This is a genomic window from Alloalcanivorax marinus, assembly GCF_016785095.1.
Taxonomy (GTDB): domain Bacteria; phylum Pseudomonadota; class Gammaproteobacteria; order Pseudomonadales; family Alcanivoracaceae; genus Alloalcanivorax; species Alloalcanivorax marinus_A.
Genome location: NZ_JAEKJB010000010.1, coordinates 374,840 through 390,078, shown reverse-complemented (window position 1 = coordinate 390,078; position 15,239 = coordinate 374,840). Strand labels below are relative to the sequence as shown.

Here is a 15,239-nt window from a genome sequence, read left to right as displayed (position 1 = left end):
GTTACACCGGCAGCTTGCCAAGCCGCTCCGGCAGGGTCGGATCGAACTGTTCCAGGGAGCCGGGTTCCACGTAGCGGGTCCAATTGTCGAATTCCTCCCGGCCGGCCAGGAAGCCCTCGAAGATGGCGTGGTCGGTCTTGCGCGGGGCCTGGCAATCGCCCACCCGGTGTACCTTCGGGTGGCGTTCCTTGAGCGCCAGGTAGAGCGCCTCCGCCGGCAGATGGCGTACCGCCAGGACCACGGTGTCGATGTCGTCCAGGGTGCGGGTTTCGCCGGTGTAGAGCTGGTACAGGTCCACCTTGCCGTTTTCGAAGCTGCTCACCCAACTGTTCAGGGTGGCCTGGAAACGATCGCCGGGCAGCTTGCCGTACACCACCGGCTGGTCCAGGGTCTGGGCCAGCTTGTGGAACAGGGCGTTCCAGCGGGTCACCAGATGGACATGGTGCCCTTTTTCCAGCAGATACTCGGTGATGCCGGCGGAATAGCGGTTGCCTTCCTCGTCCAGCACCAGCACCCGCCGGCCCACCTCGGCGCCTTCCAGCACGTCCACGGCGGTCAGCACATGGGGCGCGTCGACGCCGGGGATCGCCGGCACCAGCGGGTTGATGTCGGAATAGCCGCTGCGGTCCGGGGTGGAGCCGGTGGCCACGATCACGCCGTCCGGCACCAGGGCGAGCACGCTGTCCGCGTCCGCCTCGCTACCCAGACGCACGTCCACGCCCAGCTTTTCCAACTGGGTACCCAGGTCCTTGGTGATCCATGCGAAACTGTCCCGGCGCGGCAGCTTGACGATGTGATTGACCTGGCCGCCCAATCGTTGATCCTTCTCCAGCAGGGTCACCCGGTGGCCGCGCCGGGCCAGGCCCTCCGCCGCCTTCATGCCGCCCGGACCGCCGCCGATCACCACCCAGTGGCCCGCCGTCGCCGCCGGCGTTTCGGTGTGCGGCGCGAAACGTTCCTCGCGGCCGGTGGCCGGGTTCACCTGGCAGGTCATGGAGGTGCCGTAGAACAGCCGCGCCACGCAGCCCTGGTTGCAGCGCAGGCAATGGTAGATTTCGTTCTCGCGGCCCTGGCGCGTCTTGTTGGCGAAGTCCGGGTCGGCGATCTGGGCCCGGGTCATGGCCACCATGTCGGCGCCGTCCCGGGCCAGGATCGCCTCCGCCTCGGCGGCGGTGGTAATGCCCGAGACCGCGAACACCGGCAGGTTCACCGCCTGTTTGAGGCGCGCCGCCGGGTCGGCCAGCCAGCCGTTGGGCACGTCCGCCGGCGGCATGATGTAGCTGGCGGACTGGTACACACCGGCGGTGGTCATGACGTAGTCGATGCAACCGGTGGACTCCACGGTGCGCGCCACCTGGATCCAGTCGTCCACCTCCAGCCCGCCGGGCACCATTTCGTCCAGGGTCAGGCGCACGCCTACCACGAAGTCGGGGCCGACCCGCTCGCGTACCGCGCGGATTACTTCCAGGGGAAAGCGCAGGCGGTTCTCGAAGCTGCCGCCGTATTCATCCTGGCGCTTGTTGAACAGCGGCGAGATGAACTGATGCAGCAGATAGCTGTGCGCCAGATGCACCTCCACGCCGTCGAAACCCGCCGCCTTGGCGTATTCCGCGGAGCGGGTCCAGCCTTCCACCACCTCGTCCATGTCCTGGCGCTCCATGGCCTTGGCCTGTTCGCCGAACACCGGTGACTTGATGTTGGACGACGACCACAGCACCCGGTAGTCGTCCATGGCGTGGGTTTCGCCCATCACCCCGAAGTGATTGAGCTGGGCGAAGATGCGCGCGCCGTGGTCGTGCACCGCCCGGGTCAGGGCGCGGTCCCGTTCCACCATTTCGTTCCGGTAGCCGTAGGCGTAGCCCCGGCAGAAGGTGTTGGAAGTGGGGTGGATCAGCCGGTTGCCGGTGATCATCAGACCGATGCCGCCACGGGCGCGGGCGGCGTGGTATTCGATGTCGCGGTTGGTGGTGAGACCGTCGCGTGTGTTGAACGCCATGGCATGGGCGGACTGCATCAAGCGGTTGCGAATCTCGATGTTGCCCACGCGCAGCGGGCGGAACAGATGCGGATAACGTTCCTGACTCATGGTGAGTTCCTCCCTATTCGGCACCGAGGGTTTCGCGCCAGTCGTGATCGAAGCTCTCCAGCTCGCCCTGTTCGATAAAGCGGTCCGGGTCGTCGAGCATCTCCCGGCCGGCCAGCATGCCTTCGTAGATCACATCCTGGAGCGGGCGGGGCAGCAGGGCGTCGCCGATGCAGTGCAGGTTTCTCACGCGTCCTTCCAGTGAACGGTAAAGCCTGTTCTCGGCGGCGTGGCCGGCGGCGATCACGAAGCTGTCCGCTTCCAGCGTCTGGCTGTTTCGGTCGGTGAACAGGTTGAACAGGTGCGCCCGCTGGCCGTCCACGGAACGCACCCAGCTGTTGATGGTGTATTCCAGCCCTTTCTCGAACACGTGCCGGTAGTTCACCGGCAGATCCAGGGTCAGCGCCAGATTGGGCGAGAGCGCGTTGAAGCGGCTGACCAGATGCACCTGGTGGCCCCGGTCGAGCAGGAACTCGGCGGTACCCAGGGCGTAGCGGCCACCGTCCTCGTCGAACAGCACCACCCGGCGACCCACTGCCTCCGGGTTCTCCAGCACCTCCACCACGCTCAGCACATTGTCCTGATCCATACCCGGCACCCGGTCCACCGCTGGCCGGGTGGAGGTGAAGCCGGTTTTCAGCGGCCGCGAGCCGGTGGCCACGATCACGCCGTCGGCGCCGAACGCGGCTACCTGGTCCGCGTCCAGGCGGGTATTGAGCTGGATGTCCACGCCAGCCTTGCGCAGCTGGCGCTCCAGATCGCGGGGCAGAAAGCCGAATTTCTCGCGGCGCGGCAGCCGCGCGGCCAGATTGAGCTGGCCGCCCAGGCGCTCGCCGGCTTCGACCAGGGTCACCCGGTGGCCGCGCTGGCGCAGCACCAGGGCCGCTTTCATGCCGGCGGGGCCGCCGCCGATCACCAGCCAGTGGGCGGGGCCCGCCGTCGGCGTCAGCGTGTGGGCGCCGAAACGGCGTTCGCGGCCGGCGGCCGGATTGACCACGCAGGAGATGGCGTTGCCCACCATCAGCCGTGCGATGCAGGCCTGATTGCAACGGATGCAGTGGTTGATCTCGTCTTCGCGGCCGTCGCGCAGTTTGTTGGCGAATTCCGGGTCGGCGATCTGGGTGCGGGTCATCGCCACCATGTCGGCGGCGCCGTGGGCCACCAGGTCATCCGCTTCCTTGGGATCGACGATATGGCCGACGATGAACATGGGAATGTCCGCCTCCTCGCGGATCGCCCGGCGCAGGCGCGCGCCGTCCTTCACCAGCCAGTTCTCCGGATAGTCCCCCGGCGGAATCTGGTCCGCGTGGGCGGCGTAGGTGCCGGCGGTGGCGCTCACATAGTCCACCAGGCCGGTGCGCACCATCAGGCGGGTCATCTCGATGGCCTGGTCGGCGTGCATACCGTCCACGGTGCACTCATCCATGGACACGCGGATGCCGATCATGAAGTCCGGGCCCACCTCGTCGCGCACGCGCTGCAGGGTTTCGATGGGAAAGCGCACGATGTTTTCCAGGCTGCCGCCGTACTCGTCGGTGCGTTTGTTGTAGACGAACGACAGGAACTGCTGGTGCAGATAGCCGTGGGAGTAATGCAGCTCCACGCCGTCAAACCCGGCTTCCTTGGAGTAACGGGCGGTGAGCGCGAAGTGCTCCGACACCTCGTCCATTTCCGCCTTGGTCATTTCCTTGGCCCATTCATTGTAGGCCGGCGACTTCATGGTGGACGGCGCCCACAGCACCCGGTAGTCGTCCAGGGCGCCGCTACGGCCCTGGGGGCCGAAGTGAATCAGCTGCGCCACGATGCGGCCGCCGTGGGCCTGCACCGCCCGGCACATTTCCCGGTCCCGCTCGATGATGGCCTCGCGGTTACCACGTGCCAGGGTGCGCCCGGGCCCGGTGGAATGGGGGTGGGTATGGCGTGCGCCGGTGACGATCAAACCGATGCCGCCCTTGGCGCGCTCCGCCTGGTAATAGATATCGCGGTCGTTGGTCAGGCCGTTGCCGGCATGGAAACCCTTGGCGTGGGCGGTTTGCATCAGACGGTTGCGTACCGTCACGTTGCCGATCTTCAGCGGGCTGAGCAGATGGGAATAGGTGTGGGAGTCGGTCATCGGTGATCCTTCCTTTTCTTACTGTTATTGGCGCTTGCCTCTATCGGCACCGCGACGATCACGCACGGTGCCCTCGGCCGATAAAAGGGCAAGACACATGCCAAACCGGGCTGAGTTCCATAACTGACTGAATCGCGAACGCTTTTGCCGGCGGTCGGCGTTTTCGCCCGCGCGCCTTTCGTTTCATCGCGAGCGGTGGGCTTTCAGATTGAAGGAACCGGTCGGGCGGCGGCCGACTCGTCCTGTGAGACAGAAGCGCGATGTGGCCTTTCAGGCTGAAAGGCCGGGATTTCCAGGTGAAAGACCCGGGCTTCGCAAGTGAACCGGTCCGTATTTCGATGCCAATGTAAAAAAGACTTTAAAAACAAACGACTAATTCAAAAGCGGAGGCAAACAAAAAAGTTGGCACCGTGTTTGCGATGGGGAGTGGCGACCCTTCAACAAACACAACGTGCGAACAACCTATGACAAAACCACTCGAAGGCGTCCGGATTCTCGATCTGACGCACATGCTTTCCGGCCCTTACGCCGGCATGATTCTGGCCGACCTCGGCGCGGATTCCGTCAAGGTCGAGCCTTTGAAAGGCGAGGGCACCCGCAGCCTGCTTGCCAAGGATCCGAACAATTCCTACGGCGGCCAGGGCGCTTACTTTCTGACCCTGAACCGCAACAAGAAAAGCGTTTGCATCGACCTGAAAAGCGAGGCGGGGCTTAAGGTCTTCTACGACCTGGTGAAGGACGCGGACATCGTGCTGGACAACTTTTCCGCCGGTGTGCCCGCCAAGTTGAAGATCGATTTCGAGCATCTTTCCCGAATCAATCCGCGCATCATCACCTGCTCGGTCACCGGCTTCGGCCAGGCCGGGCCCAACTTTCAGCGACCCGCCTTCGATCAGGTGGTGCAGGGCATCGGCGGAGGCATGTCGATCACCGGCCACGACCAGGATCACCCGGCCCGAGCCGGTATTCCCATCGGCGATCTGGGCGGCGGCATGTTCGCGGTGATGGGCGTGCTGTCGGCGCTGCATGCGCGGGAAAAACGGGGCTACGGGCAGCACGTGGATATTTCCATGCTGGATTGCCAGATCTCCATGCTCAACTACATGGCCACCATGTATTTCCTGAGCGGCGACGACCCCAAGCCGATCGGCAATTCCCACTTCGTGCACGTGCCCTACGATGCCTTTCCCACCAGCGACGGCTTCGTGATCATCGCGGTGATCTTCGACAGCTTCTGGGACAACCTGGTGGCGCTGCTGGACATCGAAGCGCTGCGCGATCCCAAGTACAAAACCCAGCCGGGACGCTTCGCCGACAAGGACAGGATCAACGGCATCCTCAAGGAACTGCTGGTCACCAACACCACCGCCCATTGGGTGGATCTGCTGTCCAGCGCGCGCATCCCCTGCGCGCCAGTGAACAAATTTTCCGAAGCGCTCAGTGATCCCCAGGTGTTGTTCCGCAACATGGTGGTGGATATCCCGCAGAGCGACGGCGGCGCGGTCAAGGCGCCGGGTAATCCGATCAAGCTGTCGGTGGATTCCGAGGAAGCCTTCACCACCCCGCCCGGTCTTGGCCAACACACCCGTGAGGTTCTGCGCGCGCTCGGCTACAGCGAGTCGCAGGTCGAGGAGCTCATGACCCAGGGCGTGATCGGCTAGGAGGCGACCATGGATATCCGTATCAACGAAGTGGGGCTGCGCGACGGCCTGCAGAGCCAGGGCAAGACCCTGACCGTGGATGAACGGCTGGCTCTGGCGGAAGCGCTGGCCGGCGCCGGCCTGCGTTTCATGGAAGCCGGCAGTTTCGTGTCGCCCAAGGCGGTGCCGCAGATGGCTGGTACCGAAGTGCTGTTCCCGCGGCTGCCGTCGCCGGAGCGTATTCAGTATGCCGCCCTGGTGCCCAATATGAAGGGCTACGAGCGGGCGGTGGCGGCCGGCGCTCGCACCGTCAACGTGGTGCTCTCGGTCACCGAGACCATGAACCAGAAGAACATCAACATGTCCCTGGCGCGCACCGCCGAGGTCTGCGAGCAGATCGTGGCCCGCGCCGCCGGCGACGGCGTTAACGCCCAGGCCTATCTGGCGGTGGCCTTCGAGTGCCCCTTCGAGGGCCCGGTGGAGCCGGAGGTGGTGGCCCGCTACGGCGCGCTCATGCGTGGCGCCGGTGCCGGCAAGGTGATCGTCGCCGATACCATCGGCGCCGCCGACCCGGCCAAGGTGGACGCGGTGCTGGAGCGCTTGCTTGAGCACGTGGACGTGGCGCGGGTGTCGTGCCATTTCCACGACACCCGGGGCATGGCCCTGGCCAATATCCACGCCGCGGTACTGGCCGGTGTGCGCGAATTCGACGCTTCCATCGGTGGCCTGGGCGGCTGCCCGTTTTCCCCCGGCGCCAGTGGCAACGTGGCCACCGAGGACGTGGCGCTGATGCTGCAAAGCATGGGGCTGGACACCGGTATTGATCCGCTCGATCTGGTGCCGGTGGTCCACGAGGCGGAGCGCCTCACCGGCACCGCCCTGGGCGGCAAGTCGTTCCGCTGGTTGAGCCGGCAGTACGGCAACACCCGGGGAGGGCAGGGCGATGATCAGTAAGCTGCTGGGCTGGGTGGCGCGTATCGCGCCCTGGGCCATTGTCGCCGGCCTGGGCTACGCGGCGGCGTTCGTTCAGCCCACCGTGGAGCCGCTGCCGTTGCCGCAGCCGCTGGTGGAACCCCGCGATCACTTCCTTGATGTGGCCGGCGACGGGAACGGCGCCCTCTGGTTCGCCGGGAACGCGGGAACCGTACTGCACCGGGACGCCGACGGCCATTGGGCGCGACGGGCGTTCGAGCAACCGGTCAATCTGCAAGGCATCGCCGAGGGCGACGGCCGGGTGGTGGCGGTGGGCAACCAGGGCTGGTTGTTCACCGACGCCGGTCAGGGCTGGTCCGCCCTGCAACTGCCGGTCTCCGATTACGCCGGCAAGCTGATCGCCGTTAGCCATCTCAATGGCGCCTTCTGGATCACCGGTGAGATGGGCGCCATTTTCCGCGGCGACGGCGCCGGTGACTGGCAGGCGCTGAGCCTGGACACCGACGTGGCGCTCAACGACATCACCCGGGCCGACGACGGCGGCCTCTGGATCGCCGCCGAGTTCGGCAATCTGTTCCATTCATCCGATCAGGGCCGCACCTGGCAACGCCAGGAATTGCAGGGCGAGAGCCTGCAGGCCATCGCTTTCCATGGCCCCACCGGCGTGGCGGTGGGCAACCAGGGCCGCGTCTATCTCAGTGACGACACCGGCGTGTCCTGGCGGGCCGTGGACAGTGGCACCCATGAGCACCTTTACGACGTGGCCCACGACGGCCAGCACTGGCTGGCGGTGGGCGCCGGTGGCGTGCTGCTGACCTCCGAGCAGGGCCGTCACTGGTCGCCGCTGACGGCGCGCGGCTTCAGCAATGGCTACCACACGCGGGCGCTGCCCACCGCCAACGGGCTGGTGGTGACCGGCGAGGATCTGGGGCGTGTGCATCAGGGGCAATGGACCGCCTGGCCGGCAGAGGAGAAAGAATAATGTCAATGAGCCGTTTCGCCATCGGCCTGTCCGAGCTGTGCATCCGGCATCGCCGCCTGGTGGTGGCGTTGATTCTGGGGATCACTTTTCTGATGTCGCTGGTGCTGTTGCGCATCGACGTGCGCACCGTGTTCAGTGACATGGTGCCCAAGGGCCATCCCTACGTGGAGGTCCACGAGCAGTACAAGGAAACCTTCGGCGGCAGTAACAAGGTCACCATCGTGGTGAAAAGCGAGCAGGGCGAGATTTTCACGCCGCCGATGCTCGCCGAGATCCAGCGCGTCACCCGGGAGCTGGCCAAGGTCAGCGGGGTCAACCCGTTCCAGATCGTGTCGCTGGCTTCACGCAAGCTGAAATCCGTGAACGCCTCCTCCATGGGCATCGAAAGCGTGCCCCTGATGTGGCCGGACGTGCCCGCGGACGCCGCCGGCATCCGCACCCTGCGCGAGGCGGTGATCAACAACCCGCTGGTGTACGGCATCTACGTGGACCGCGATCTGCAATCGGCGCTGATCCAGGTGGATTTCTACGATCAGAAGGTGGACTACGGAAAAATCTTTCCGCAGATCAACGCCATCTTCGACGCTTCCCCGATCCCGGACCAGGTCTCCTATCACCTGGTGGGTGAGCCGATTCTGTACGGCTGGGTGGACCATTACCTGGACGAGACCGTGGTGATCGCGCTGCTGTCCCTGGGTGCCATGCTGCTGGCTCTGTTTCTGCTCAATCGCACCTGGCGCGGTGCCTTGCTGCCGCTGGTCAGCGGCACGGTGTCGGCGATCTGGGCGCTGGCCATCGGCGTGATGCTGGGCTTTAACTTCGACCCGCTGGTGATCGTGGTGGCGTTCATCATCACCGCCCGCTGCTTCAGTCATTCGGTGCAGCTGATCACCCGTTTCGATGACCTTTGCGACGGCGATGGTCTGCAGCCCCGGGCGGCGGCGGAAGCCACCATGAAGGAACTGTTCCGGCCCGGCCTGCTGGGGCTGATTTCCGACGCCGGCGCCATCCTCTGCGTGCTGCTCACGCCGATCCCGCTGCTACAGAAAGTTTCCATCATCGGCGCTCTCTGGGTGATGACTATCATGTTCTCGGCGGTGGTGCTGACCCCGGTATTGCTGAGCTGGGTGAAGGCGCCGCTGCGTTACGCCCATCCGTTGAACCTGCGTTTCCTGCTCGACGCGGTGCTGACCGTGGCCTACCGGCTGGCCGCCGGACGCGGCGCCTATCTGGTGCTGCCGGTGACCCTGGTGCTGGTGGGCCTGCTGATGGCCAAGGCCACCGACCTGACCATCGGCGACGCCGCCCCCGGCTCGCCGATCCTGTGGCCGCAAGCGAGCTTCAATCAGGACAGCGCCCTGATCAACCAGCGCTATCCGGGCACCGAGCAGATGTTCGTGGTACTGGAAGGCGACCGCACCGACGCGCTCAAGCGGGTGGACGCCCTGGACTGGATGCAGCGTTTCCAGCGCCGCATGGAGCGGCTGCCCCAGGTGGGCGGCAGTGTGTCCCTGGCCGACATCGTGGTGGACGTGCGCCGCAACCTTTACGAAGGCAACCCGCGCTACCGGGAACTGGGCGCCTCGCAGATCGAGAACGGCGAGCTGATCAGCTTCTACATGCAGGGCGCGGCGCCGGACGACCTTGCCCAGTTCGCCGACCCCCTGTTCCAGAACGGTTCGGTGCTGCTGATGCTGCGCGACCGGCGCGGCGACACCCTGCGCCAGGCGATCTTCCAGATCCGCCGCTTTATCGACGAGAACCCGCTGGACGGCTTCCAGATTCGCATGGCCGGGGGCTCCATGGGCATCACGGCGGCGATCAACGAAGTGCTGCTGTCCGATCAAATCGAGGCCATCGCCCTGGCGCTGCTGGTGGTGATCGTGTCCTGCCTGCTGGTGTACCGCTCTTCAGCCAGTGGTGTGTTCTTCATCGTTCCGGTGCTGATTTCCAACGTGGTCACCTTCGCGTTCATGGCCTGGCAGGGCATCGGCATGAGCATCAGCACCTTGCCGGTGGTGGCCCTGGGCATCGGCCTGGGCGTGGATTACGCCTTCTATATCGTCGATTCGATCAAGGAATACCTGGAGAAGTACCCGGACGCGGACCCCCGGGACGCCATCCGGCAGGCGCTGTTTTCCGCCGGCCGGGGCGTGCTGCTCACTTCGGTGACGCTGGCCGCCGGGGTGCTGCTGTGGGCTGCTTCGTCGCTGCGTTTCCAGGCCGAGATGGGGATGCTGATCGGCCTCTGGCTGCTGGTGTCCGCCTTCACCTCGCTGCTGGTGATGCCGTCGCTGGTGCGCATTCTCAAGCCCGCTTTCATTTTCGATCCGCCGAAGAAAAACGCCGAGTCCGTACCACCGGTGGAACCGGCGGCTTTTTCACCGAGTAAATAAAACGCCATCGAGTAACAACACGGGGTAATTGCCATGTCTGGATTCAACAATAAGAAATCGTATAGACCGGAGCGGCGCCTGCCGGGCCGGTTGGCTCTGGTCGCCGCCCTGGCGGCGACCTCCGCGGTCCATGCCGACGACGAAAACTGGCTCACCAAGGACTGGGAAATCAGCGGCTACGCCCGCCAGTACCTGTCCTGGAACCTGGAGAACCCGACGCTGATCGGGCCCGGGCCCAATGGCCTGGATGGTCGTCAGGAAGGCGATTACCGGGGCGACCTTTCCATGGTGCGCACGGTGGGCAAACTGAACCTGTTCCGCGACTTTGGCGCGGTGCGCTTCAAGACCACCGGCCGCGTGTCCCGGGAGGCCTCCACCGGTTACCTGGACGACGTGCAGGACGTGGCCGACGCCTGGGCGCGCACCGGCGGCGCGCCGGAATCCTCCGTCGATCTGATCGATGACAGCTACAACGACGAGGAGCTGCGCGAGTTCTGGCTGCAGGGGGATCTCACCGACAACCTGAATCTGAAGATCGGCCGCCAGCAGGTGGTGTGGGGCGAGACCGACTTCTTCCAGTTGATGGACGTGATCCACGGCTATGACTTCCGCTGGCGTTCTTTCCTGGAGCCGGAGAACGAGGAACTGCGCAAGCCGCTCAATATGGTCAACCTGACCCAGCGCTTTGACGACGCCGGCGGCAGCCTGCAGCTGATCTACATTCCTGGCCGCCTCAACGACGAGGAAGACCGTGGCAACAGCTACGACGTGGAAGGTGGGCGCTGGGCCAACCAGCCCAACCGGGGCGTACCGTTCGCCACCGCGCCGTTCGGCGCCAACGTACGTTACAACTACCACCACCCGGACGCGGACATGGACGACGATTCCTACGGTCTGCGCTGGAACGGTCTGGCCGGTGACTGGGGCTATTCCCTGGCCTGGTTCCACGGTCCCAATCCGAACCCGGTGGTCAACCCCAACCCGGCCACCAACAACACCGCGCCGGAGCTGTTCCTCGGTGCCTATGAAGGAACCTATGAAGGCGGGGCTACTGAAGCGGGCGAGTTCATCTATCCCTACATCGATGTGTTCGGGATTTCCGCCAATAACTACTTCCCGTCCCTGGACGTGGTGTTCAGCACCGAGCTGGCCTATATCCCCGAGGCACCCTACAACGCCGGCATCGTGAGCAACAGCCAGGGCAGGGGTTGCGGCTTCTTTCCCGGTTTCTGCGGCATCGAGGAGAAGAACCTGTTCCGCTCCATGTTCCGCCTGGATAAGCAGGTGGATCTGACCGGCGTCCTGGGCACCAGCCGGCCGTCTTTCCTCTCCGTGCAGGTATTCAACAACTGGATCGCCGACTTCGATAAGGACGAGCAACTGGTCAACACCGCCGGCTTCAGCGGCGACACCGAAGAGTTCAGCAGCATCATCACCGCCGTGCTGGCGACCAACTACGCCAACGACCAGATCAATCCGACTCTGGCGGTGGGCAGTGATCTGACCTATGGCGGCGGCTTCGTGATTCCGTCGGTGGAGTTCGTCTACGGCGATCACATCCGGGTTCGTCTGGAAGCGGACATTTTCTTCGATCGCGAAGAACAGGACCGCCCGCTGCAAGACTTCAACGACACCAACCTGTTCGGTTATTTCGCGGGCAATGATCAGCTCGTGGCCCGGCTTACCTATCAGTTCTGAGGAGATCATCATGACAATAACCAAGTATCTTTCCGCCGCGTTGCTGTCGGTATCCGCGTTCATCGGGGCGCCGGCCCTGGCCGCCGAGCTGTCCGCCGGCGACACCCTTGATGCCGGCAACCTGGACGGCCACCTGGGGGACACGTTCGAGGGACACAGCGTTGACAGCCTGCTCACCGATGTTCAGAAGCGTCTGATCCGAGAGCAGGGTCTGGTCATTACCCTCAAACACTCCGAACCGGTAAAGCTCGGCCAGGATTACCTGGCCGCCACCAAGAAATATTCCGGCGCCGTTTCCTACGACCCGGACACCCGACTGATGAAGGGCTGGAAGGCGGGCATGCCGTTCCCCAACGTCACCGAGGACACGCCCCACGCCGCCGAGAAACTGGTGTGGAATCACCACGTGGCCCAGCCGACCAAGAACTTCCAGGATTACCCCAAGTTCGCCTACCTGTTCGTGGACGATAAACGGGGCCTGGAGCGTCGCCAGGAATGGGTGTTCAAGCGCTTTTACACTAAGGGCCGTCTGGGCGAGGAGAGCACCGAGATCGGCGACGGCGACACTCTGTTCAAGCAACTCCTGTACGCCACCTACCCCAACGATATCCGCGGCCTGGGCCTGTTCACCGTGCGTTACGACGGCCCGCAGCTGGATGACAGCTGGGCGTATCTGAAATCCGTGCGTCGTACCCGCCGTCTGTCCGGTGGCACCTGGATGGACCCCATCGGCGGTACCGACCAGCTCAACGACGACATCGAGATCTTCAACGCCCATCCCACCTGGTACCCGGAGTACAAGCTGCTCGGCAAGCGCACCGTGCTGGCGGTGGCGCACAGTTCCGTGAAGGCCTGGGACCAGGGTGCCAAGGGTGACGCGGAGTTTCCGGTGATCGACCTGGCCAACGGGCCGCACTGGAATCCCCTCGACAAGTGGGAACCCCGTGAGGTATGGGTAATCGAGGCCATCGCGCCGCCGGAACACCCGTACAGCAAGAAAATCATGTACATGGACACCCAGTTCCCGCGCTTCTACATGGCCGACGTCTACGACAAGAAGGGGGAGTTCTGGAAGTGGTTCAACTACCACCTCAAGACCATCCAGACCGAGGACGGTGACACCGGCATCGTGTCCTCCGCCGGCTTCACCATCGACTACCAACGCCGTCACGCCACCATTTTCATTCTCGGCCCGGATGCACGGCTGAACACGCCCGGGGTCGATCCCGGCGACATCAGCCTGCGTGAACTGGAGCAGGCGGCGGTGCGCTGAGGCCGGTTAACAAAGCCTCTTAAGAATAAGTAACGGAGACGAAGAATGAGTTATCGATTGGGTGTTGATGTGGGTGGCACCTTCACCGACCTGCTGTTGATCAACGATGACACCGGCGCCACCTACACCGCCAAGGTGCCGTCCACGCCGAGCGACTCGTCGATCGGCGTGCTCAACGGCATCGACAAGATCTGCCGTACCTCCGGTGTGGACCCCCGTGACATCGACAAGGTGATGCACGGCACCACCGTGGCCACCAACGCCATCCTCACCCGGCGCGGCGCCCGGGTCGGCCTGGTCACCACCCGGGGCTACAAGCAGGTGCTGCACATCGCCCGGTCCTATGTGCCGGGCGGGATCGGCGGCTGGGTGATCTTCAACAAGCAGCCGGTGCTGGCGGCCCTGGAAGATACCATCGAGGCCGACGAACGCATCGGCGCCGACGGGGCCGTGGTCACGCCGCTGGACGAGGCACGCCTGCGTGAGGATCTGAAGGCGCTCAAGGAAGACGGCATCGAGGCGTTGACCGTGTGTTTGATCAACGCCTACGCCAACGGTGAGCACGAGGAACGCATCGCCGCCATCGCCCGGGAGATGATGCCGGAAATCCCAGTGTCGATTTCCTCCCGGGTGGTGCCGGAAATGCAGGAGTACGAGCGCACCGAGACCACGGTGGTGAACAGCTACGTGCGGCCGGAAGTGTCCCGCTACCTGGACAACCTGGCCCGCGAGCTGGAGAAGCGTCTGGCCGACGACGTGTCCCTGTCGATCCTGCGCTCCGACGGCGGCCTGTCCGCCTGCGACCTGGCCGGTGACACCCCGGTGAACCTGCTGCTGTCCGGCCCCGCCGGCGGCGTGGCCGGGGCCATCTGGTTCTGTTCCCGGGGTGGCTACGACAAGGTGCTGACCTTCGACGTGGGCGGCACCTCCACGGACGTGGCGCTGATCGAGAACAACAGTGCCCGCCTGCGCCGAGAAACCCGGGTCGGTGACGTGGCGGTGCGCGCGCCCTCCGTGGACGTGCGCACGGTGGGCGCCGGCGGCGGCTCCATCGCCTTCGTGCCGGAACTCACCAAGGCTCTGCGGGTGGGGCCGGACAGCGCCGGCGCCGATCCGGGCCCGGCTGCCTACAACAAGGGCGGTGAGCTGCCCACGGTGACCGACGCCAACGTGGTGCTCGGTTACCTGCCCGCCGATCAGAAGCTGGGCGGCGACATGGAGATCCGCCGGGATCTGGCGGAGAAGGCCATGGCCAGGGTGGCGGAGCCCATGGGCTTGTCGCTCAAGGAAGCCGCCGAGGGCGTGGTGCGCATCGCCAACGAGCACATGTTCGGTGCCCTGCGTCTGATCTCCGTGGAGCAGGGCTATGACCCCCGCGACTTCGCCCTGTGCGGGTTCGGCGGCGCCGGCCCGCTGCACGCCAACGCCCTGGGCATGTTGATGAACGCCTGGCCGGTGATCGTGCCGCCGTCGCCGGGGGTGCTGTGCGCCTACGGCGACGCCACCACCCGGGTCAAGGACGAAGCGTCCCGTTCCCTGGTGAAAGGCTTCTCCCAGCTTTCCATCGAGGAGGTGACGCGCATCCTTGAGCAGCTCACTGGCCAGGTCACCGACTCGCTCTCCCATCAGGGCATCGACACCGCCGACCAGACCATCACCTGGCAGGCGGATGTTCGCTACCAGGGCCAGGCTCTGTTGCTGACCCAGGATCTGGACCGCGAGCAGCTCGCGGATCGGGGCCTGGCGCTGATCGGAGAGACCTTCGATGGCGAGCACGAGCAGCTGTTCAATTTCGCCCTGGATGAGGAGCACGAGCTGGTGAACCTGCGTGCCATCGCCCGGGCGCCGCGCCCCAACATCGCCGAGCGCGATTATGGCGGTGACGCCGTGGCGCTGGAGGATGCCGTGTTGGGCGAAAGCCAGATCTATTTCCAGGGTGCCGATCATGACGCGGTGCTCTATGACCGGGCGCGGCTGTGGCCGGGCCACGAACTGGCCGGCCCGGCCATCGTCATGGAAATGGATTCCACCACGGTGATTTTTCCCGGCTACGGGGCACGCGTGGACGGCGTCGGCAACCTGCTGATCGAACCGGCCGATAACAACGAGAAGGAGTGAACC

9 protein-coding genes are annotated in these 15,239 nt (G+C 64.8%); 7 read left to right on the top strand and 2 right to left on the bottom strand.

Annotation, left to right across the window (positions count from 1 at the left end; genetic code table 11):
- Window position 1 precedes the first annotated feature (1 nt).
- A complete protein-coding gene (locus JF515_RS15455) occupies window positions 2-2,086 on the bottom strand; it encodes an NAD(P)-binding protein (RefSeq protein WP_203105347.1) in 2,085 nt (694 codons plus the stop codon).
- 13 nt (window positions 2,087-2,099) lie between these two features.
- Window positions 2,100-4,196 (bottom strand): FAD-dependent oxidoreductase, encoded by a 2,097-nt coding sequence (locus tag JF515_RS15450; RefSeq protein ID WP_203105346.1) that lies wholly within the window; start codon window positions 4,194-4,196, stop codon window positions 2,100-2,102.
- Window positions 4,197-4,660: 464 nt separating this feature from the next.
- Between JF515_RS15450 and JF515_RS15445 the strand changes: the two genes are divergently transcribed.
- From JF515_RS15445 to JF515_RS15415, 7 genes are read left to right on the top strand one after another with little or no spacing between them, the layout of a single operon-like run.
- Window positions 4,661-5,857 (top strand): CaiB/BaiF CoA transferase family protein, encoded by a 1,197-nt coding sequence (locus JF515_RS15445; protein WP_203105345.1) that lies wholly within the window; start codon window positions 4,661-4,663, stop codon window positions 5,855-5,857.
- 9 nt (window positions 5,858-5,866) lie between these two features.
- Complete coding sequence (locus JF515_RS15440; RefSeq protein WP_203105344.1) at window positions 5,867-6,790, top strand: hydroxymethylglutaryl-CoA lyase; 924 nt, start codon at window positions 5,867-5,869, stop codon at window positions 6,788-6,790.
- The gene (locus JF515_RS15435) at window positions 6,780-7,751 is read left to right on the top strand and encodes a WD40/YVTN/BNR-like repeat-containing protein (RefSeq protein WP_203105343.1); all 972 of its coding nucleotides are present in this window, start codon (window positions 6,780-6,782) and stop codon (window positions 7,749-7,751) included. Before JF515_RS15440 ends, JF515_RS15435 begins: the two co-directional genes overlap by 11 nt.
- Window positions 7,752-7,756: 5 nt before the next feature.
- Window positions 7,757-10,147, top strand: a complete 2,391-nt coding sequence (locus tag JF515_RS15430) for an efflux RND transporter permease subunit (RefSeq protein ID WP_203105342.1) — start codon at window positions 7,757-7,759, stop codon at window positions 10,145-10,147.
- Between the two features lie 33 nt (window positions 10,148-10,180).
- A complete protein-coding gene (locus JF515_RS15425; RefSeq protein WP_203105341.1) occupies window positions 10,181-11,845 on the top strand; it encodes a DUF1302 family protein in 1,665 nt (554 codons plus the stop codon).
- Between the two features lie 10 nt (window positions 11,846-11,855).
- Window positions 11,856-13,118 carry a DUF1329 domain-containing protein gene (locus JF515_RS15420; RefSeq protein ID WP_203105340.1) on the top strand — a complete coding sequence of 421 codons (1,263 nt, stop codon included), beginning with the start codon at window positions 11,856-11,858 and terminating at the stop codon, window positions 13,116-13,118.
- A gap of 45 nt (window positions 13,119-13,163) precedes the next feature.
- On the top strand, window positions 13,164-15,236 hold the full coding sequence (locus JF515_RS15415; RefSeq protein ID WP_203105339.1) for a hydantoinase/oxoprolinase family protein: 2,073 nt from the start codon (window positions 13,164-13,166) through the stop codon (window positions 15,234-15,236).
- Window positions 15,237-15,239 lie beyond the last annotated feature (3 nt).

Bases quoted from the DNA above. Each gene is read 5' to 3' on its own strand.
- JF515_RS15455 (WP_203105347.1), bottom strand. From the start codon at position 2,086: ATGAGTCAGGAACGTTATCCGCATCTGTTCCGCCCGCTGCGCGTGGGC.
- JF515_RS15450 (WP_203105346.1), bottom strand. From the start codon at position 4,196: ATGACCGACTCCCACACCTATTCCCATCTGCTCAGCCCGCTGAAGATC.
- JF515_RS15445 (WP_203105345.1), top strand. From the start codon at position 4,661: ATGACAAAACCACTCGAAGGCGTCCGGATTCTCGATCTGACGCACATG.
- JF515_RS15440 (WP_203105344.1), top strand. From the start codon at position 5,867: ATGGATATCCGTATCAACGAAGTGGGGCTGCGCGACGGCCTGCAGAGC.
- JF515_RS15435 (WP_203105343.1), top strand. From the start codon at position 6,780: ATGATCAGTAAGCTGCTGGGCTGGGTGGCGCGTATCGCGCCCTGGGCC.
- JF515_RS15430 (WP_203105342.1), top strand. From the start codon at position 7,757: ATGAGCCGTTTCGCCATCGGCCTGTCCGAGCTGTGCATCCGGCATCGC.
- JF515_RS15425 (WP_203105341.1), top strand. From the start codon at position 10,181: ATGTCTGGATTCAACAATAAGAAATCGTATAGACCGGAGCGGCGCCTG.
- JF515_RS15420 (WP_203105340.1), top strand. From the start codon at position 11,856: ATGACAATAACCAAGTATCTTTCCGCCGCGTTGCTGTCGGTATCCGCG.
- JF515_RS15415 (WP_203105339.1), top strand. From the start codon at position 13,164: ATGAGTTATCGATTGGGTGTTGATGTGGGTGGCACCTTCACCGACCTG.